The organism is Flavivirga spongiicola (assembly GCF_030540825.1).
Taxonomy (GTDB): Bacteria; Bacteroidota; Bacteroidia; order Flavobacteriales; family Flavobacteriaceae; genus Flavivirga; species Flavivirga spongiicola.
This window is the reverse complement of record NZ_JAUOEO010000001.1, coordinates 1343741-1364541: the sequence shown is the minus strand read 5'-3', so window position 1 is coordinate 1364541 and position 20801 is coordinate 1343741. Positions and strand designations below refer to the sequence as shown.

General features: G+C 33.3%; 20 protein-coding genes. 12 read left to right on the top strand and 8 right to left on the bottom strand.

Features of this window, described 5'->3' with window-relative positions; genetic code table 11:
• Window positions 1-103 precede the first annotated feature (103 nt).
• Window positions 104-478 carry a heavy-metal-associated domain-containing protein gene (locus Q4Q47_RS05165; RefSeq protein WP_303305582.1) on the top strand — a complete coding sequence of 125 codons (375 nt, stop codon included), beginning with the start codon at window positions 104-106 and terminating at the stop codon, window positions 476-478.
• A gap of 317 nt (window positions 479-795) precedes the next feature.
• Here the strand turns inward: Q4Q47_RS05165 and Q4Q47_RS05160 are convergent, their stop codons facing one another.
• Window positions 796-1170: a Fur family transcriptional regulator gene (locus Q4Q47_RS05160; RefSeq protein ID WP_303305581.1), complete on the bottom strand. Its 375-nt coding sequence runs from the start codon at window positions 1168-1170 to the stop codon at window positions 796-798.
• A gap of 159 nt (window positions 1171-1329) precedes the next feature.
• Here Q4Q47_RS05160 and Q4Q47_RS05155 point away from each other — a divergent pair, with 159 nt between their 5' ends.
• The 3 genes from Q4Q47_RS05155 (at window position 1330) to Q4Q47_RS05145 (ending at window position 3138) form a co-directional block, all read left to right on the top strand.
• Window positions 1330-2241 carry an NAD(P)/FAD-dependent oxidoreductase gene (locus Q4Q47_RS05155; protein WP_303305580.1) on the top strand — a complete coding sequence of 304 codons (912 nt, stop codon included), beginning with the start codon at window positions 1330-1332 and terminating at the stop codon, window positions 2239-2241.
• A gap of 262 nt (window positions 2242-2503) precedes the next feature.
• Window positions 2504-2740, top strand: a complete 237-nt coding sequence (locus Q4Q47_RS05150) for a CBU_0592 family membrane protein (protein WP_303305579.1) — start codon at window positions 2504-2506, stop codon at window positions 2738-2740.
• Window positions 2737-3138 (top strand): ACT domain-containing protein, encoded by a 402-nt coding sequence (locus tag Q4Q47_RS05145; RefSeq protein WP_303305578.1) that lies wholly within the window; start codon window positions 2737-2739, stop codon window positions 3136-3138. The genes Q4Q47_RS05150 and Q4Q47_RS05145 overlap by 4 nt, the downstream gene beginning before the upstream one ends.
• A gap of 289 nt (window positions 3139-3427) precedes the next feature.
• Here the strand turns inward: Q4Q47_RS05145 and groL are convergent, their stop codons facing one another.
• The 7 genes from groL to miaB all read right to left on the bottom strand — a co-directional run bounded on the left by groL (window position 3428) and on the right by miaB (window position 10528).
• A complete protein-coding gene (groL, locus tag Q4Q47_RS05140) occupies window positions 3428-5062 on the bottom strand; it encodes a chaperonin GroEL (protein ID WP_303305577.1) in 1635 nt (544 codons plus the stop codon).
• Between the two features lie 114 nt (window positions 5063-5176).
• On the bottom strand, window positions 5177-5452 hold the full coding sequence (locus Q4Q47_RS05135) for a co-chaperone GroES (protein WP_135877259.1): 276 nt from the start codon (window positions 5450-5452) through the stop codon (window positions 5177-5179).
• A gap of 173 nt (window positions 5453-5625) precedes the next feature.
• On the bottom strand, window positions 5626-5988 hold the full coding sequence (secG, locus tag Q4Q47_RS05130; RefSeq protein ID WP_303305576.1) for a preprotein translocase subunit SecG: 363 nt from the start codon (window positions 5986-5988) through the stop codon (window positions 5626-5628).
• A complete protein-coding gene (locus Q4Q47_RS05125) occupies window positions 5988-6947 on the bottom strand; it encodes a hypothetical protein (protein ID WP_303305575.1) in 960 nt (319 codons plus the stop codon). The genes secG and Q4Q47_RS05125 overlap by 1 nt, the downstream gene beginning before the upstream one ends.
• 4 nt (window positions 6948-6951) lie before the next feature.
• Window positions 6952-7455: an LptE family protein gene (locus Q4Q47_RS05120; protein ID WP_303305574.1), complete on the bottom strand. Its 504-nt coding sequence runs from the start codon at window positions 7453-7455 to the stop codon at window positions 6952-6954.
• 248 nt (window positions 7456-7703) lie between these two features.
• Window positions 7704-8975, bottom strand: a complete 1272-nt coding sequence (locus Q4Q47_RS05115; RefSeq protein ID WP_303305573.1) for a sigma 54-interacting transcriptional regulator — start codon at window positions 8973-8975, stop codon at window positions 7704-7706.
• A 107-nt stretch (window positions 8976-9082) separates the two neighbouring features.
• Window positions 9083-10528, bottom strand: a complete 1446-nt coding sequence (miaB, locus tag Q4Q47_RS05110; RefSeq protein WP_303305572.1) for a tRNA (N6-isopentenyl adenosine(37)-C2)-methylthiotransferase MiaB — start codon at window positions 10526-10528, stop codon at window positions 9083-9085.
• A 200-nt stretch (window positions 10529-10728) separates the two neighbouring features.
• On the opposite strand from miaB, the gene Q4Q47_RS05105 reads away from it, so the two are divergent.
• The 8 genes from Q4Q47_RS05105 to porK all read left to right on the top strand — a co-directional run bounded on the left by Q4Q47_RS05105 (window position 10729) and on the right by porK (window position 20738).
• Window positions 10729-11427 (top strand): lipocalin-like domain-containing protein, encoded by a 699-nt coding sequence (locus Q4Q47_RS05105; protein WP_303305571.1) that lies wholly within the window; start codon window positions 10729-10731, stop codon window positions 11425-11427.
• 65 nt (window positions 11428-11492) lie between these two features.
• The gene (locus Q4Q47_RS05100; protein WP_303305570.1) at window positions 11493-11888 is read left to right on the top strand and encodes a hypothetical protein; all 396 of its coding nucleotides are present in this window, start codon (window positions 11493-11495) and stop codon (window positions 11886-11888) included.
• A 16-nt stretch (window positions 11889-11904) separates the two neighbouring features.
• Window positions 11905-13146, top strand: coding sequence for an LVIVD repeat-containing protein (locus tag Q4Q47_RS05095; RefSeq protein ID WP_303305569.1), 1242 nt, complete (start codon window positions 11905-11907; stop codon window positions 13144-13146).
• A gap of 259 nt (window positions 13147-13405) precedes the next feature.
• Window positions 13406-14167, top strand: coding sequence for a hypothetical protein (locus tag Q4Q47_RS05090; RefSeq protein WP_303305568.1), 762 nt, complete (start codon window positions 13406-13408; stop codon window positions 14165-14167).
• A 190-nt stretch (window positions 14168-14357) separates the two neighbouring features.
• A complete protein-coding gene (locus tag Q4Q47_RS05085; RefSeq protein WP_303305567.1) occupies window positions 14358-15140 on the top strand; it encodes a hypothetical protein in 783 nt (260 codons plus the stop codon).
• Window positions 15141-15456: 316 nt separating this feature from the next.
• Window positions 15457-17949, top strand: a complete 2493-nt coding sequence (gene topA / locus Q4Q47_RS05080; RefSeq protein ID WP_303305566.1) for a type I DNA topoisomerase — start codon at window positions 15457-15459, stop codon at window positions 17947-17949.
• A gap of 90 nt (window positions 17950-18039) precedes the next feature.
• Window positions 18040-19206: a formimidoylglutamase gene (locus tag Q4Q47_RS05075; RefSeq protein WP_303305565.1), complete on the top strand. Its 1167-nt coding sequence runs from the start codon at window positions 18040-18042 to the stop codon at window positions 19204-19206.
• 164 nt (window positions 19207-19370) lie between these two features.
• Window positions 19371-20738, top strand: coding sequence for a T9SS ring complex lipoprotein PorK/GldK (gene porK, locus Q4Q47_RS05070; protein WP_456298834.1), 1368 nt, complete (start codon window positions 19371-19373; stop codon window positions 20736-20738).
• The last annotated feature ends 63 nt before the right edge of the window (window positions 20739-20801 follow it).

The window sequence follows — 20801 nt, the reverse complement described above, 5'->3', positions numbered from 1 at the left end:
AGGAGGAACGACGTGGTAATCTCATTATTTGAAAGTTCAATTTTAAAGATTGCCACGACTTTTACAAAGTCTCGCAATGACAAAAAATAAAAAAATATAAATCATGAAAAAACTAATAGTAGTATTGACCGTATTAATAACAACAGTAGCATTCGCCCAAAACAAAAACGCAAGAGCCTCCATGGAAGTTGACGGTGTTTGTTTAATGTGTAAGACCCGTATTGAAAAAGCAAGCTTAAATACCAAAGGAGTGAAGTCTGCAGTATGGAATGTGAAAACTCATGAATTGAAACTGATTTTCGATGAACGTAAAACCGATTTAAAAGAGATACAAGCTAGTATTGTAGCCGTAGGTCATGATACCAAAGTGCTAAAAGCAACTGATGAGGCTTACGCAACTGTGCACCCTTGTTGTCGATATCGAGATGAGGCCGTTAAAGACGATCACAAAGACGGCGAAGAAGATAAAAAAGATTAGGTTGTTTAAGTTAAATAATCGAAGCTCAAGCAATTTGTTTGGGCTTTTTTAGTTGATAATAATGCTTGTGTGAGTATTAAAAAAACGGTTTTATATCAAGTTGTTAGAACTAGAATTATAAATAGAGACAAAATAATAACGTTTTAGAACATCGTATTAAATTATTTGCTAGAGAAAGCCTGCTCACTTAAAGCCCATGTGCTTGCCTGTCGGCAGACAGGGATTTTTCTATTTGACTTCTGTTTTTTTGATAAATTTGGTGTTTTAAACACGCAACAAACCATATGCAAACCAGTGAGTTTGTACACAAATTCACGTTAGACGCAATTTGAACAAACCCCAGATATTACACCATTTAAATTTTTAAAAACATAATCTTTTGGTAAAGCTATTTTTATCTCAGACTCTAGACACTCTACTTTTCCACAAAGGATACATCTAAAATGAAAGTGATTATGTTTGTGTTTCTTCTCTTGACAGTTAACACAAAAAGCAAAATATTGCTTTCCATCATCTCCAATAACTTTGTGAACAATTTTGTCTTCACAAAAACGATTAAGAACTCGATAAATGGTAGCTCTATCTGTGCTAATTGACATTTTTTTCTGAATCATATCATGGCTTAAAGCTGAGTTGGAATTTTTTAGCAATGCATATATTTCATTTGTAGATTCTGTATTTCTTCTTTTCATTTAATGCGACTTTGTTGCAATAATAAAAAATATTTATAACTTTGCCTAAAATATGGATCGAAAAATACAACAAGATTGAAATTCAAAAAACAAAATAGTTTGATTTTGACAACATTGGTTTTACCTTTTTCATTAATAACAATTAATAAATCTAATAAAATGACAGAAAATAAAGATTTTGATGCAATAATCATAGGAGGAAGTTATGCAGGACTTTCTGCTGCATTGGCGTTAGGGAGATCATTAAGAAAAACCCTAATAATTGATAGTGGTAAGCCATGCAACCGACAAACACCTCATTCTCAAAACTTCCTGACTAATGATGGAAAAACACCAAAAGAAGTTTCTTCTATTGCACGACAACAAGTAGAGAAATACAAAACTGTTTCCTTCTATGATGGACTTGCAATAGCTGGAACAAAAACAAAAAATGGATTTGAAATTACGACACAATCGAAAAAAACATTTACTTCTAAAAAACTCGTCATTGCAACAGGAATTAAAGATATTTTACCTGGTATTTCTGGCTTTTCAGAATGTTGGGGGGTTTCTATTATTCATTGCCCATACTGCCACGGATATGAAGTGCGAAATGAGAAAACGGGAATATTAGGAAATGGAGACTATGGTTTTGAGTTCTCTAAAATGATAAATAATTGGACTAAAGATTTAACGCTTTTTACTAATGGAAAATCAACCTTAACAGAAGAGCAGACAAAAAAGCTAACCAAGCATAACATTAAGATTATTGAAACTGAAATTGACCGCTTCGAACATAAGAATGGTCATCTAGAAAATATATTATTTAAAAACGGCACAAAACATTCAATAAAAGCAGTGTATTCAAAAATACCTTTTATTCAGCATTCGGACATTCCTTTTCAATTAGGTTGCGAAATGACTGAACAAGGATATATTGAAGTAGATGATTTTCAGAAAACAAATGTTTATGGAATATATGCTTGTGGAGACAACACGACACCTATGCGTTCGGTTGCAAATGCAGTATACGCAGGTAACATCTCAGGGGTTGTGATTAATAAAGAAATGATTGAAGAAGAATTCGAATAATAAAAGAGCACATAATAGCATATAAAAATATTTGCTGGTGCAAGCCTGCTTAGGACAATCTTTCTAGGTTTTCTATTCGATTTGCATTTACTTACTTTATTACTAAACCAACACAACTATTCTTATATAAGACTATTGACGTCACAGGTTTAAATGCTATAAAGCCTGTTTCTTTTTATAGAAAATATGTTTTAAAACTGTTACATTTGAAAGAGAAATAAACGCAATTGTGTTTATATATTGTCGACTACAAGTTAAAGATATGAACGCTATAGACAGGGTAGGGTTTTTAGGGGTATTTCAAATACTGCTGGCTTATGCACTAAATATATTTGATAGATTGGATAAGAATAATTTAACTTTTATTCTATTAAATCTAGTTGGGGCTAGTTTAGCTTGTTTAGCGTCCATACTAATGAATTATTTTCCTTTTATTATATTAGAAGGGGTGTGGACAGTTGTATCACTAGCTTCATTGATAAAGCATATGAGAAAATGACTGGAGAAAAGAATCTTAAAGAGTTAATTAAGGGAATGACACCGAAACTTAATGATGGAGAATATGTTTTTGTATCGGTTCAGAACTTAAATGAAATTGATAGGAATATTACAATCTGTGAATTCAAAGAAAAAGAAGGAATTACTATAGTACTTGCAAAAAATAAGGCAGATGAATTAAATTATAGCTATGATTACATTGCTTCTTGGATAACACTAATGATTCATTCTTCTCTTGAAGCTGTTGGATTGACCGCTATATTTTCAACAGAATTGGCAAAAAATCATATTAGTTGTAATGTAATTGCGGGGTATTATCACGACCACATCTTTATTGATAAAAATGATTCAGATAAGGCAATTAAAGTTTTAAAACGATTATCAGAAAACTTTAAATAAAACCAGTTACTAACAGTTTGTGTAAGTAATTATTATTTCTGGTGACTATGAAATTAGTATGGAAGTAGTTAAAGGGGGCAAATACATATACACCCAAAAAATTTAAATTTACACTTTAATACACTTATGGTATTTTTAAAACAACATGATATATTAGTAGTTTAGTTTTAGCAACTACTACTAATCATACACATTAAATAAACTCAAAAAATTAAACCAAAAAACGCCTCAAAATAAGTTGAGGCGTTTTTAATATAATTTAACGTGTCGATACTCTCGACCGATTGACTTACATCATTCCTGGCATACCGCCGCCGCCGCCCATTGGAGGCATAGCAGGAGCATCTTCTTTAATATCAATTAATGCACACTCGGTAGTAAGAATCATTCCAGATACAGAAGCCGCATTTTCTAATGCAATACGAGTTACTTTCTTAGGATCGATAATACCTGCTTTAAGCATGTCTACATATGCTTCAGATTTAGCATCGTAACCAAAATCTTTTTTACCTTCTAAAACTTTAGAGATCACAACACTACCTTCACCTCCTGCGTTTTCAACAATAGTACGTAAAGGAGACTCAATAGCACGTGCTACAATTTGAATCCCAGTAACTTCGTCTAAGTTTTCAGTTGTTATCTTTTCTAATACCGATATAGCTCTTACAAAAGCAACACCACCACCAGCAACAATACCTTCTTCTACAGCAGCTCTGGTTGCATGCAACGCATCATCAACACGGTCTTTTTTCTCTTTCATCTCTACCTCACTGGCAGCACCAACGTAAAGAACTGCAACACCACCAGCTAGTTTAGCTAAACGTTCTTGTAGTTTTTCTTTATCGTAATCGCTAGTTGTTGTTTCAATTTGAGATTTAATTTGGTTGACTCTGGCTTTAATGTCTTTAGCATTCCCAGCACCGTTAACAATCGTTGTATTGTCTTTATCAACCGTTACAGTTTCTGCAGTACCTAACATTGTTAAATCTGCATTCTCTAGAGTAAATCCTCTTTCTTCAGAAATAACCGTACCACCAGTTAAGATGGCGATATCTTCTAACATAGCTTTGCGTCTGTCACCAAAACCAGGTGCTTTTACAGCGGCGATTTTAAGACCACCACGTAATTTGTTTACTACTAAAGTCGCTAAGGCTTGTCCGTCAACATCTTCAGCAATAATTAATAAAGGACGACCAGATTGTGCTACTGGTTCTAAGATTGGAAGTATTTCTTGTAAGTTAGAAATCTTTTTATCAAATAATAAAATGTACGGATTCTCTAAATCGGCAATCATTTTATCAGCATCAGTTACAAAGTAAGGAGATAAGTACCCTCTATCAAATTGCATCCCTTCAACAACATCAACGTATGTTTCCATACCTTTAGCTTCTTCGACAGTTATAACCCCTTCTTTACCAACTTTAGTAAAGGCTTGAGCAATTAATTCTCCAATAGTATCATCGTTATTTGCAGATATAGCAGCAACTTGTTTTATTTTTTCAGTAGCATTACCTACTTGTTTAGACTGTTTTTCTAAATCTTCAGTAATAGCTTTTACAGCTTTGTCGATACCGCGTTTTAAATCCATAGGATTCGCGCCGGCAGCCACATTTTTTAACCCTTCTTTTACAATAGATTGAGCTAAAACAGTAGCCGTTGTAGTACCGTCTCCTGCTAAATCGTTGGTTTTAGAAGCAACTTCTTTTACCATTTGAGCTCCCATGTTTTCATGCGGGTCTTCTAACTCAATTTCTTTAGCTACAGAAACACCATCTTTAGTGACTTGCGGTGCTCCAAAAGATTTACTAATAATTACGTTACGGCCTTTAGGACCTAAAGTTACTTTTACTGCATTGGCTAATGCATCAACACCACGTTTTAATCCGTCACGTGCTTCAATATCAAATTTTATATCTTTTGCCATTTTAATGTTTTTTAGCTTTTAGCTTTTAGCACTTGGCTATTAGCCAAAAGATTAAATTGTTGATTAATTTTTTTTGTTTTTGCTAAAGGCTAACTGCCAATAGCCAATAGCTATTTATATAATAGCAAGTATATCGCTTTCGCGCATGATTAAATAATCTTTACCTTCGAGTTTAAGTTCGGTACCAGCATATTTTCCATATAAAACAGTATCACCAACTTTTACAGTAATAGGCTCATCTTTTGTGCCTTTTCCAGCAGCAACTACGTTCCCTTTTTGTGGTTTTTCTTTTGCGTTATCCGGAATAATAATCCCTGATGCCGTTGTAGTTTCGGCTGCAGCAGGTTCAATAAGAACACGGTCTGCTAATGGTTTAATGTTTAATGCCATTTGTTATATTTTTTTAATTAATTGAATGATATTTATTAATGTTTAAGGGTTATACTAAAAATGTGCCAATACTAAATAACTGACAAACTTGCAGACCTACTTATATGAGACCGCCAGAAACAAAAAATGCCAACTTATAAAGCTGGCATTTTTTGTTTTTTTATTAAGTAAAATTATTGTCCTGTAGAATCTGCCGGTGTTGCAGTTGCAGCGTCATTAGTTGTTGGCAATGGAGCTGGTAGAGCAGGAGCATTTGTTGCAGCATCCTGGTCTAAAGCCTTTGAATCTACATTTTCTCCCCCTCTGTTAATTGCTATATTAGAAGCTAATATTAAAACTAATAATAGGGTTGCTAAAGTCCATGTGCTTTTATCTAAAAAGTCAGTTGTCTTTTTTACACCACCTAATTGTTGTGTACCACCGCCACCAAAAGATGATGATAATCCACCGCCTTTAGGGTTCTGCACCATAATTACTACAATTAGTAAAAATGCTACTACTACAATTAATGCTAAAAATATTGTAAACGTACTCATTATTCTGTATTATTTTGTTCTTGTAATTGTTCTACCGCCTTAATTTGGTTTGCAAAGAAACCACTTTTTTCTGGATATTTCAAACTTAAAACTTTATAAGATTGAATTGCTTTTTTGTAGTTTTTTTGTTCAACATAAATACGAGCTAAAGTCTCAGTCATTAAGGCTTCAGGTTGTATCATTTGTGCTTTTGCAAGATTGCCTTTTGTAATCGTAGATTTAAAAGGGTTTATCTTTGGGTTTTTTGTAATGAATTGATCAATAAGCTCAAACTTTTTGGCCTTATCTATAGCTTTAGACGATTTATCTTCTTCTACAGGTTCTGTCTTATTTTCTATGCTTTTATTTTCGTTTCTTTCTATAGGTTTAAAACGTGCTAATTTTAACCATTCGTTAAAAGAATGGGTTTCTCTTTTATCAAATTGAAGAGGTTTGCCCAGACTTAGTATATCGCTAATTGATGCTTCTTGTGTTTTTGTTTCCTTAGTAGTCTCTTCGATAATTTCAGTGTCATCTAAAATAAAATTAGCTGTTTTTTTAGGACGTTCTTCTTTGGGTTGAAATAGTGATGGATCTAGTACTCCTATGGTGTCTTTAATTTGTTGTTTTAATGTATGGTCTATTTTGACACTTTTGTTAACCGAAATATCTTCAACTGTAACATCTATGTCTTTTAGATGCGCTATGTTTTGTTTTATGAATTGTGAAATTTCATTTTGGATGAATGCTTCCGATGTAATAAAATCAAACAAAATACTTCGATCTGTTGTGTAGGCGGCTGTTGTTTTAAGTTCTTGATTATATTTAAAGCTACTTTCATTTTTTAAGCCTTTAAGAAATACAGCACGAGCTGGTTGGAAATAAGGAAATTCATCTATAACAGATTTTACAGCCTCAGTTTGTTGATGCGTTATAGTATGCGGATGTTGTAATATGTTTACGAAATCTGTCGAATTCATCTGGTTACCATCTTGCTAGTGTTGCATTAATAATATCTTGAGTAAGGCGCTCAAAAATTTCTTCATGAGCCGTTGTTTTTTGCCCGCCAACTAATTGTGAGCTCCCTGGGTAATCATAAAAAAATGAAAAAGATTGATCTAAATCTTCTTCTTCATTCAATCTATTATAAAAACGAACCTTAACACCAATGGTTAACCTATTTTGGGCTGCTGTATTTTGTGAGGTTGCCGTCGTTGGTGAAATTCTATAATTTGTTATTTCACCTTCATAAATCAAATCACCATTTGAAGGAACTAACCCTAAATTGGTTTGGTTTTGTATTAAATCTTCAAGAGCTAATTTGAAATCTCTGTCTAAACCAGGTTCAATTAATAACGATGTGTTTTCAAAACGGTTAACCTGGAATGTTTTAGCATCTCCAGTTTTTACACCTGTAAATGAGTAAGCACCACAACCTGAAAGAGTCAAACTGGCTAATAATATAAAAATATACTTTATGTATTTCATGTGTTTATTCCTATTGTTTTTTATTTGCCATACTTCGACTTTAGTTTATGCCGAGCCTTTCGTTAAGCTTCGCCAGGTATCTTCAATATAAAAAACATTTTATATTTCGATAATGCTCAAGACAAGCTAAAGCCTAAGTACTCAGTGTGACAATTAATTTATTTTTAAAACGGTTACTTTTTTATAATGTTATAATTTTAACTATTTACTGAACACTGAACACTGAACACTGAACACTGCTAACTAATTTATAGATCATATTGTTTAATCTTTCTATATAAAGTACGTTCGCTAATTCCAAGTTCGGCAGCTGCTAATTTACGTTTTCCACTGTGACGTTCAAGCGATTTTTTAATTAATTCTAATTCTTTGTCATGTAACGATAAGGGTTCCTCTTCTTGAATCTCTTCAGCAAAATGATATTTATCTTGGATATCAATAATTTCATCTTGGTCTACAGAATGCTCAGGTATGGAGAGTACTTCTGTTTCTTGAACATTGTTTTCATAGATGGTTTCTTCCTCTTTATTTTTACCGTAAATTTTTTGAATTAAACCTTCATTATCTTTTTCAACATCTTTAGTATTTCCATTTTTCATGAGTTCCATGGTAAGCTTTTTCAAATCATTTAAATCAGCTTTCATGTCAAATAAAACTTTATATAAAATCTCACGCTCACTACTAAAATCACTTTCAGATTTTGAAGTTTTAATAACTGCAGGTAAATTGGTTCCTGCAGAACTTGGTAAATAACCTTGAAGTGTTGAAGCACTTATAGTACGGTTTTGCTCTAAAACCGATAGTTGTTCTGCTATATTACGAAGCTGACGAATGTTACCGCCCCAACGATGCTTAGCTAGTACCTGAATGGCATTATCTGTTAGTTTAACAGTTGGCATTTTATATTTAAGCGCAAAGTCACTAGCAAATTTCCTAAACAATAAATGAATATCTTCACGTCGCTCACGTAACGGAGGTAAATGTATATCTACTGTGCTTAACCTATAAAATAGATCTTCACGAAACTTATCCTTGTCGATAGCTTCAAACATGTTTACATTGGTAGCAGCTACTATGCGAATATTCGTTTTTTGAACCTTACTGGAACCTACTTTTAAAAACTCACCATTTTCTAAAACACGCAGCAAACGGACTTGTGTCGTTAGAGGTAGTTCGCCTACTTCATCAAGAAAAATAGTGCCCCCATCTGCTACTTCAAAATAGCCTTGCCTGGTTTGTGTTGCTCCTGTAAATGCTCCTTTTTCATGACCAAAAAGTTCACTGTCAATAGTGCCTTCTGGAATGGCGCCACAGTTTACAGCAATAAATTTATTGTGCTTTCTGTGCGATAATTGGTGTATTATTTTGGGAATGCTTTCTTTACCTACGCCACTTTCTCCAGTAACCAGAACCGAAATATCGGTTGGAGCTACCTGAATCGCTTTTTCAATAGCTCGATTTAGAGAAGGGGTATTGCCAATAATACCAAAACGTTGTTTTATTGCTTGAACTGATTCCATAAGCCCCTTAATCCCCAAGAGGGAAATTTAAAATGTTAATTTTATCTATATTTTGAGTCATCATCATATTTTTGTGCTTGAACAAGAATTCCTCCCCTTAGGAGAGGTTAGGAAGGGCTTAAACCAATCGCTTCTCCAATAAGCGTTGCACTGGTGCAATCTGTTACCTTTACGTTTACAAACTCACCTATTTTATAATGCTCTTTTGGAAATACGGCTACAATATTTTGTGAAGTACGTCCAGACCATTGCGATTTAGATTTTTTAGATTCCTTTTCAATTAACACTTCTACAATAGTGTTGAGGTGTTCTTTGGTTCTAATCTCACTGTGTACACGTTGTAAATCAACAATATCTTGCAGTCTCCGTTTTTTTATTTCCTCAGGTATGTCATCTTCCATTTTGCGTTCAGCCATAGTTCCCGGACGTTCTGAATAGGTAAACATATAACCGAAATTATATTTTACATAGTTCATCAATGAAACGGTATCTTGAAAATCATCTTCGGTTTCTGTTGGAAAACCAACAATCATATCCTGACTGATGGCGCAATTAGGAATGATTTGACGAATGTTGTCGATCAAGGTCATGTACTCTTTGCGTGTATGCAAACGGTTCATTTCTTTTAAAATACGGTCACTGCCACTCTGAACAGGTAAATGAATATGATTACAAATATTATGGTATTTTGCCATGGTTTCAATCACATCCAATGTTAAGTCCTGTGGGTTTGAAGTGGAAAAACGAATACGCATTTTTGGCTGTGCTTTGGCGCAGAGTTCTAATAGGTTAGAAAAACTTACTGAGCTTGCTTTTTGGATGTCACTTGCTTTATCAAAATCTTTTTTCAATCCCCCGCCATACCAAAGATAGCTATCTACATTCTGACCAAGTAAGGTGATTTCTTTAAAACCTTTGTCCCATAAATCGTTTACTTCTTCAAGAATACTTTGCGGATCTCTGCTACGCTCACGTCCACGTGTAAAAGGCACCACACAAAAAGTACACATGTTATCACAACCACGGGTAATAGATACAAAAGCAGTTACACCATTAGTGTTTAAACGCACTGGTGAAATATCACCATAGGTTTCTTCTTTTGAAAGAATCACATTAATAGCGTCGCGTCCTTCATCAACTTCTGCTAAAAGGTTTGGTAAGTCTTTATAGGCGTCTGGCCCAACAACCAAATCGACAATTTTTTCTTCTTCAAGAAATTTTGTTTTTAATCGTTCTGCCATACAACCCAAAACCCCCACTTTCATTTTTGGATTATGTGCTCTTTTTACAGCATTGTATTTTTCTAAACGTTTACGTACAGTTTGTTCTGCTTTGTCTCGAATAGAACAGGTGTTTACCAAAACCAAATCGGCTTCTTCTAAATTTTGTGTTGTATTAAACCCTTGGTTTGCCATAATGGAGGCCACAATTTCACTATCACTAAAATTCATAGCGCACCCATAACTTTCAATAAAAAGTTTACGTTTGTTATCTTCTTTTTGTTCGAGGATGAGAGATTCACCCTGTTTATTTTCGTCTATAATTTTCTCCATATTTATTTTCCACGAAAGTGGAAATCTTAAATTGTTTTAAGAGTGTCAATAAGTATGCAAAGATACAATTAATTTGTGTTTTATGACAAAGTGACAGTTTGAATTTTTTTCAGTTTTTGGGAATTATCAATACTATTTACGCAACCAAAACGCGCTTGTGGTATCTATTTAAAAACGAAACCTTTAAAACCCCCACATTTATGAAAAAGATTTTATTTACTATTTCTGTCATATGCTGTTTTATCAATATGCAATGCTCAGATGATGATGCTAATAATATAGATCCAGATAATTTATTAATAGGTACTTGGGTAGAACCAACCTATGATGGTGAAGAAACAACATATAGGAGAGCAAGTGCTTTGCCTGAAGAAGACTATGGTATTTTATTCAAGGAAAATGGCGATATGGTTGAACGTTCTTCTGGTTTTTGTGGAACGCCACCACTAGTTTTTTTCGATTCTAAGGGCCAATGGGAATTAAATAATACGCTCATAACTATATCTCAAGAGCAGTATCCCGGTAATTATGCCTGGCGTATTGTATCGCTTACTGAAAATGAATTAGTAGTAAAAAGGGAATTAACGGAACAGGAAAAAGACCACCGAAAATTGATGGATGCATTTGATGAGATTTATAAATTGTCAATAAGTGTATCTTGTACAAACGCTATTGATTGGGTTTTTACCGCTTACGGTTCTAAAGCTTGTGGAGGCCCCCAGGGGTATATAGCTTACTCTACGCAAATAGATACAGTGACCTTTTTGCAAAAAGTTGAAGCATATACTAATTTGGAAAATGCTTATAATATAAAATGGGGAATAGTTTCAACATGTGATTTGCCTCAGCAACCAAAAGAGGTGACATGTGAAAATGGGTTTCCTGTATTAAAATATTAATCTAATAAATAAATTTAATCATGTTGAGAAAGATTCTTTTTGTTGTTTCTATAATGTGTTGTTTTTTGAGCACTAAATGTGAAGATGATCATGATATTAGCCCTATTATAGAAATTTGTGATCAAAAAACTATGGTAAATAAAAATATTTATGATAACTTGGTTTCTGCTGATTTTGATTTTGTTAGCACAGAAATAACAGATAATTGCTTAGCTATTGAAATAAGTGCTTCTGGTTGTGATGGTAATTCCTGGGAATTTAATTTAGTAGATTCCGGAGCTGTTGCCGAGTCTTCACCAGAACAACGCTATTTGAAATTTCAATTAATAAATGAAGAGGCTTGTTTGGCGGTTTTTAAAAAAACAATCACATTTGATTTAACGCCACTTCAAATTAGCGGAAGTAATGAAGTTATATTACACCTTGAAGGCTTGGAGTCTTCATTGCGATATAAATATTAAACTAAAATGATTTGCTATGAAATTTAAATACTTTCTTTTACTCCTATTCTTCATAAGTATATGGTCTTGCGATAAAAAGGATCTTAATTTCGAGCTTGTTCAAGTAGCAATTCCTGAATTAATGACTAAAGCTGATTTTAGAAGTTCGGTTGCTATTACGGTTCCTGAAAAAATTGAAGAAACAGGCAAAATATATGCTTATAAAAATTATATTTTTGTTAGTGATGTTAATAAAGGAGTGCATGTTATTGATAATTCTAACCCTGAATTACCAAAAGCCATTAAATTTATTAAGATTCCAGGGAATGAAGACATTTCGGTAAAAGATGATTTTTTATATGCTGATAGTGCAACCGATTTAGTGGTTTTCGATATCTCTGATATTAATTCAATTGCTTTCGTTGAAAGGCTAAACGATGTGTTTAGTATTTATGATTATGACATTCCCATTGAAGCTCAAGCTGTAGATTATGGGAAGGTAGATTTGGAAAACAATATTATTGTAGGTTGGACAGTAACTACCGAAAGGCGTAAAAAAATAGACAACCAATTTATTGATGTTGTGCTTCAAAATGGTGCTTTGGCCTCATCGTCAGCAGAATCGGTTACAGGTCAAGGAGGTTCTTTGGCACGTTTTCAAATAGTAGATAATTATTTATATACCGTTGGGAATTATCAAATGGCCATCTTTAATATTCAAAATTTATCATCTCCAGTGCTTGCAAATACACAAAATGCTGGGTGGAATATCGAAACTATGTTTCAAGCTGGTGAATATTTGTATTTAGGAAGCACTAATGGCATGTATATTTATAGTATAGCAAACCCATCATCACCAGAATATATTTCAGAATTTACACATTGGGAAGGCTGTGACCCTGTAGTTGTGGATGGGGATTATGCCTATTTAACGTTACGTGGAGGAAATGATTGTGGGCAATTGGAAAGCGTTTTAGAAGTGATTGATATTAGTGATAAAGCAACGCCAAAATTAGCGAGTCGTTACGAATTAGAGAATCCTTACGGATTAGGTATTAAAGAAAACACGTTATTTGTTTGCGATGGCACTTCTGGATTAAAGTTATTTGATAAAGAAGAACCGTTAGATGTCAAACTAACAAAAACATATGATGATATTCAATCTAAAGACGTCATTCCATTAGAAAATAGCTTGCTTATGGTAGGAGGTGATAATTTATATCAATATAAATATATTGAAGATGGTGTCGATTTGATAAGTTCATATTCATTAAGATAATATTATTATGGAATTGTCATTCCCGTGAAATCGCAAGATTAGCTTCGCTGAATTTAAATTCGGCAAGCAAATTTTTATTTCATGAATTCATTATTATAAAATACAAGACAATGAATAAAATGGGAATCTAAATATATAAATTTCAAGAAATTTGTTATTTAAAAACCTGCTTTTATGCAGGTTTTTTTTGTTTGTATTATATTGCAACTGTTTTTAAATCATTGAACTGTTCATTATAACCAATTTAACCAAACCAACTATGAATACGTTAGATTCCCTATTACAGAAGATAGGTCATGCAAAGCCTTTAGATTTCGGAGAAATTATTAGCAATTCTATAGACTTATATAAAAAAGTATGGCTTAAAGGGTTTTTAGTTGTTGTTATTGTAATGATTGCTGCTGTAATTATAAATTTTGTCTTTGGACTTATTGGTCTTGCTCCGGATGTTTTTGATTTTAATGATGGGTTTGACTTAGAATCGTTTTCGAGTTTTTATTCTCAAAATGCATTATACAGTGTTCCCCAAACCATTTTAGTTAGTACTTTAACACTTGCTCTTGTTGGGGCGTTTTATAGGATTTGTAGACAAATGGATTCGGGAGAAACAGGACGCGATGATTATTTTTATTTTTTTAATAAAGAATATTTTACAAAGGTGTTTATGTTAGGTATTATATATACCTTAATAGCAACAACTGCACAGCTGTTGTTTTTGATTCCTTATATATATGCTATTGTGCCTTTATCATATTTTGCAATCATTTTTGCTTTTAATCCAGATTTAAGTGAAACAGAAATTGTTAAAGCAAGTTTTGCGTTAGGAAATAAAAAATGGCTCATAACTTTTGGCGCCTTATTTGTTACTGGTATTCTGGCAATGTTAGGAATATTAGGTTGCGGAATAGGGTTGCTGTTTACAATGTCTATTATTTATTTACCTGTGTTTTTAATTTATAAGGAAGTGATAGGCTTTAAAGCGGATAGTGAGATAGAAAAAATAGGGCTCAGAGATGATTAGTATTATTAATTATTGAAGTGATTTGAACTTTTTTGATTGAAGCGAAAAATAGTAATTTTATTTCCAAATGAAGACTTTTTTGAGCTGCATAGCATCGCTACGTAGTAATAAAAAGACAAAATGTGGAGGTAAAAGGATATTTTGCAGCCAATAAAAAAAGTTTAAACACTTCATCTATAAAATTTTATATATGAATACCATTAACGGTTTGTTAGAAAAGATAGAAAATGCCAAAGCTTTAGATTTCGGAACTATTTTTAATGAGTCCATTGAATTGTTTAAAAAGACATGGCTTCAAGGATTTTTATTACAGTTGTTTACAGTAATAATTATGATGCCTTTAATTATTGTTTTATACCTTCCTTTAATAGGTATGATAATTGCGCAGCAAGAGAGTGGGTATTCAGATTCTGAGGCATTTAGTGGCTTTTTTGCAGGGATGTCTATATTATACGTTTTGTTTGTGATTGTTGGAATATTCGTTTTAGGAGCAATTTCAGTAGCTTTAAATGCTGCATTTTTCAGAATCATGCGAAAGCTGGATTATAACGAATCGGTAACAACATCCGATTTCTTCTATTTTGTGAAAGGAAAACATTTAAGTAAAATATTTGTATTAATGCTGGCTTCTTTCGGAATTGCTATTTTGGCTATGTTATTATGTTATTTGCCTATATTTTATGTGATGATACCGTTATCTTACTTTTCATTAATATATGCCTTTAATCCTGAACTTAGTGTAGGCGAAATTGTGAAAGTGAGTTTTAAATTAGGAAACAAAAAATGGTTAATCACTTTTGGTTTAATGATTGTAGCTTCCATTTTATCACAAATCGTTGGTTTTTTGTTGTGTGGAATAGGGCTGCTTTTTACGGCTGCTTTTGTTTATCATCCAATATATCTGATATACAAAAATGTTATTGGTTTTAATAGGGTTGATGCTATTGAGGAGATAGGAGCTTCATCCGAATAAATTTTAATAGAAGAAGAATTCTTCGAGGCTCTTGCCTCGGAGTTTCCTTTGAAATTGTCATTCTCGCAAAAGCGAGAATCTAAAATAATAGAATTTCAGGTTTTGAATATTTGCTTAAAAATGAAACTGGAAAAATGCCTTTAAAATTCTGCTTTGACAATGGTCAGTTTCAAGAAATTCTTTTATTCACAATATAAAAACCTGCTTTTAAAATGTTAAAAAGCAGGTTTTTTTATTTAAATAATCAACAGATAATCTATAAAATGCGGCAGATAAACTTTTTTTCATATACATTTGTAGCTTCAAAAATTGAAGTATGACGAAGAATTTAGTGATTGTTGAGTCACCAGCGAAAGCGAAAACCATTGAGAAATTTTTAGGAAAAGATTTTAAAGTAGAGTCTAGTTTCGGGCATATATCCGATTTACCTTCTAAAGAATTGGGAGTTAATGTAGAGGGTGATTTTAAACCGAAGTATGAGGTTTCCAAAGATAAAAAGGCCATTGTAAAAAAACTAAAAGACTTAGCTAAAAACGCAGAGTGGGTTTGGTTAGCAAGTGATGAGGATCGAGAAGGAGAGGCTATTGCATGGCACTTGGCAGAAACTTTAAAGTTGGATAAAGAAAAGACAAAACGTATTGTTTTTCATGAAATTACAAAGGCAGCTATTCAAAAAGCGATTGAAAATCCAAGAGGTATTGATTACGATTTGGTTGATGCACAACAAGCCCGTCGTGTATTAGATAGAATTGTTGGTTACGAACTTTCTCCGGTGCTTTGGAGAAAAGTAAAAGGAGGCTTGTCGGCAGGTAGAGTTCAATCTGTTTCGGTAAGGCTAATTGTTGAAAAAGAAAGGGAAATTCAAGGGTTTGCTCCAGTGGCTTCATATAGAGTTGATGCTGAATTTTCTAATGAAGATGGGCAAACTTTTAAAGCAAAGCTTCCAAAGAACTTCTCGACTAAAGAAGAAGCTCAAAGTTTTTTAGAAAAGAATAGTGCTGCGAGCTTTAAGGTTTCAGGTTTAGAAAAAAAGCCGGCAAAAAAATCACCGGCAGCACCATTTACAACATCTACATTACAGCAAGAAGCATCGCGTAAATTATACTTTTCAGTAAGTAAAACGATGACGATGGCACAGCGCCTGTATGAAGCAGGTTTAATTACTTATATGAGAACGGATAGTGTTAACCTGTCTGACGAAGCACGACAAGGAGCACAGGCAGAAATTGAAAGTGCTTTTGGTTCAAAATATAGCAAACCAAGAAATTATAAAGGAAAAACAAAAGGCGCTCAAGACGCGCATGAGGCTATTCGCCCTACAAATTTTTCAACACATTCGGTTGATATCGATAGAGATCAAGCACGTTTGTATGACTTAATTTGGAAACGTGCCATTGCATCACAAATGAGTGAAGCAGAATTAGAACGTACTAATGTAAAAGTGAGTGCGTCTACACATAATGAAACCTTTACAGCAAACGGAGAAGTTATCACTTTTGATGGCTTTTTAAAAGTGTATTTAGAAGGAACAGACGATGAAGATGTTGAGCAAGAAGGCATGTTGCCAGCCATGAAAACTAATGAGGCACTTCTTAATAATTATATCTCAGCAACAGAACGTTATACGCGTCCCCCAGCAAGATATACGGAAGCTTCACTTGTTAAGAAGTTAGAAGAATTGGGTATTGGACGTCCGTCAACATATGCACCAACTATTTCAACCATACAGAACAGAAATTATGTAGAAAAAGGTACTGTAGAAGGTGTTGAAAGAAGCTATACACAATTAAGACTTCAAAATGGCCATGTAAATGATAAAACATTAACTGAAAAAGTAGGTTCAGATAAAGGAAAATTAGTACCAACTGATATTGGTATGATTGTAACCGACTTTTTAGTAAATCATTTCGAAACTATATTAGATTATAATTTTACGGCTAAAGTTGAAGCGGATTTTGATGAGATAGCAGAAGGGAATGAAGACTGGACTAAAATGATGAAATCATTTTATAAAAATTTTCATCCAAAAGTAGAAGATGTAAAAGAAAATGCAGAAAGAGAATCTGGTGAACGTATTTTAGGAACCGATCCAAAATCCGGAAAACAAGTAAGTGTGCGCTTAGGTAGGTTTGGGCCCATGGTACAAATTGGTACTGTTGATGATGAAGAAAAGCCGCAATTTGCTAGTTTAAGTCCAGACCAGCAATTAACGACTATTACTTACGAAGAGGCCATGGATTTATTTCAGCTTCCAAAAAGTTTAGGAACTTATGAAGGTGAAGATATTGTGGTAAATAATGGTCGTTTTGGCCCTTACGTTAAGTTTGGAGCTTCGTTTGTTTCGTTGCCAAAAGGAGTGGACCCTTTAAGTGTAGAGATTGATGATGCGATTGTTTTAATTAAAGAAAAGCAAAAAGCAGACGCTCCAATATATATGTATAAAGAGTTGCCAGTACAAAAAGGAAAAGGGCGTTTTGGACCATTTATTAAATGGAACAATATGTTTATTAACGTAAACAAAAAATACGATTGGGATCATTTATCCGATGCCGATATTGTCGAATTAATTGAGACAAAAATTCAAAAGGAAATAGATAAGGTTATCCATAATTGGGAAGAAGAAGGTATTCGTGTTGAAAAAGCACGTTGGGGCAGACATAACGTTTTAAAAGGAAAAATAAAAGTAGAACTTGCTAAAACGGTTGATGTTTCAGAAATGACTTTAGACGAAGCAAAAGCCATTATTGAAGCTAATGCTCCAAAGAAAAAAGCAACTAAGAAAAAAGCGTCAGCAAAAAAGAAGAAGTAGAGAATGATATAAGTTGTTTAATGTTTTACATTGAGCTGATTAATGATGGCGAATGGTATTTAACAAATAAAAAAAGAGAAGAATCATCAAATGAATTTTAATTTTTTATCTCCTGTTTCAGATTTAGTTTTGGCTCATAACGAGTTGCTTTCAACGCAAGTCCTAGGAAGAAAATTAAAAATCCACTCCTTGCAAAATGGCATTCCAGATTTAGATGATGTTGATATTGCTATTTTAGGTGTTTTAGAAAATAGAAATGATGTTAATTATATAGGAGAGGAATTTCAATTAGATGAAATCCGAAAATCCTTATATGGTCTTTTTCCCGGAAGCTGGAATACTACGATTGCAGATTTAGGCGATATTAATAAAGGAGAGAGCGTTGAAGATACTTATTTTGCGTTAAAAACAACCATAAGTATTTTAGTGAAAAAGAATATTATACCAATTATATTAGGTGGCACACAAGACCTTACTTATGCAAATTATAGGGCTTATGATAATTTAGCACCTATGGTTAATATTGTAAACGTAGATAGTAAGTTTGATTTAGGCGACTCCACCAAGCCAATAAAAAATAATAGTTTTGTAGGTAAGGTCATTTTAGATCAACCTTATAATCTTTTTAATTATGCAACCATAGGGTATCAAACTTATTTCAATTCGCAAGAAGAGATAGATTTGATGGATAGTCTTTATTTCGAATCCTATAGGCTCGGACAAGTATCTAATGATATTGCTCTTGTTGAGCCTGTATTAAGAGATGCTAATATTGTTAGTATAGATTTAACTTCAGTGAAAGGTGCAGAGGTTAGTTTAAATCAAAAATATTCACCTAATGGGTTAGATGGAAAGGAGATTTGTGCTATTTCACGTTATGCTGGTATTAGTAATAAAGTCACTTCTTTTGGAATATATGAGTATAAACCATCTAAGGATGATGAAATGACATCCGTGTTAGTCTCTCAGATAATTTGGTATTTTATCGAAGGGGTTAATTATAGAGTAAATGATGATGATTTTTCAGAAGATAAAAACTATCAAAAGTTTATTACTTTAGTGGACTCTCAGGAGTTAGTGTTTTACAAGAGTAATAAAACAGGTCGATGGTGGATTGAAATTCCTTTTTTAGCCGAAGTAAATAATAAATTGAAAAGACATACGTTATTACCTTGCATGCATGAGGATTACTTAGATGCTTGTAATAATAAATTACCAGATCGTTGGTATAAGGCATTTCAAAAGAATTGTGTTTAGTGTTGATAAAGGGGGTGAAATGTTTATTTCATCGGTAAAATGTTATTTTTTTACGATGAAATGTATTTTTTTTATCGAAAAAGTTGTTTTTTTAAAAATATATAAATATGTTTACGCTCTCAAAAATGAAGCTAAAACTAATTAACCTCGAGTTTTCTATGGATATGAAGAAGTTTATATTATTAACCGCAGTAATAACAGTACTAGCTAGTTGTGGCTCTAAAGATAGAGGCGAACTAGTAGGTGTACAAGGAAAAAAATGGCACCCGGAAAAACCTTACGGAATGCAACTAATTCCTGGAGGAGCGTTTATTATGGGTAAGGCAGATGATGATCTTGCAGGTGTACATGATGCACCAGCAAAAACAGCTACTGTAAGAGCCTTTTATATGGACGAAACAGAAATAACAAATAGCGAATATCGCCAATTTGTTAATTGGGTAAGAGACTCAATAGTTAGAATGAAACTTGCTGTACTAGCTGATGAAGTTGGTAAGGTTCCAGATGACGGAGGTATTGGTGAGTATGCATTTAAAGATGCAGATACGGCTAATATGTCTGTTTACGAAAAGTATATGTTCGAAAACTATACAGGTTTAGGACCAACAGGGTATGAAGGAAGGAAAATTAATCATGATGTCGATTTAGTTTTTGATACAGCAGATTATCCTGATGAGTATTATACCGAAGTCATGGATACGATGTATCTTCCAATAGAAGAATCTTATAATGGTCAACGTACTTGGGATGTGAAAAAATTTAAGTTCCAATACAGTTATATGGATATTCGAGAAGCAGCCAGAAATAGAGGTGTAAAACGTAAAAATGCTATTATAAAAGAAGAAATTGAAGTGTACCCGGATACGACTGTTTGGATTAGAGATTTCGCTTATTCTTATAATGAGCCTATGCATAACGATTATTTTTGGCATGATGCTTATAGTAACTATCCAGTAGTTGGTGTTACTTGGCAACAAGCTAAAGCATTTTGTGAATGGAGAACCATTAATAAAAATGCTTACCAAAAATCTAAGAAAGGATCGGCAATGGTGAATAGATTCAGATTACCATCTGAAGCAGAATGGGAGTATGCAGCCAGAGGCGGTCTTCAAGCAGCAACTTACCCATGGGGTGGACCTTACACTAAGAGTGACAGAGGTTGTTTTATGGCGAACTTTAAGCCTGTAAGAGGGGATTATGCGGCAGATCAGGCGTTATATACAGTAGAAGCTAAGTCTTATGAGCCTAATGATTATAATTTATACAATATGGCGGGTAATGTATCTGAATGGGTAAATGCATCTTATGATCCTTCATCTTATGCATATACATCAACAATCAACCCTAGTGTAAATGATAGAGATAATAAGCGTAAAATTGTAAGAGGAGGTTCATGGAAAGATGTGGCGTACTTTTTACAAGTGAGCTCTAGAGATTATGAATATGCAGATTCAGCAAGAAGTTATATTGGATTTAGAACAGTACAAGATTACATGGGGACACAGGTAACTAAGAATTCTAATAAAAAATAAGAATCAAATCAAAACAATAATAAATACTATTAATTAACCTACTTAAGTATTCATACTTAAAAT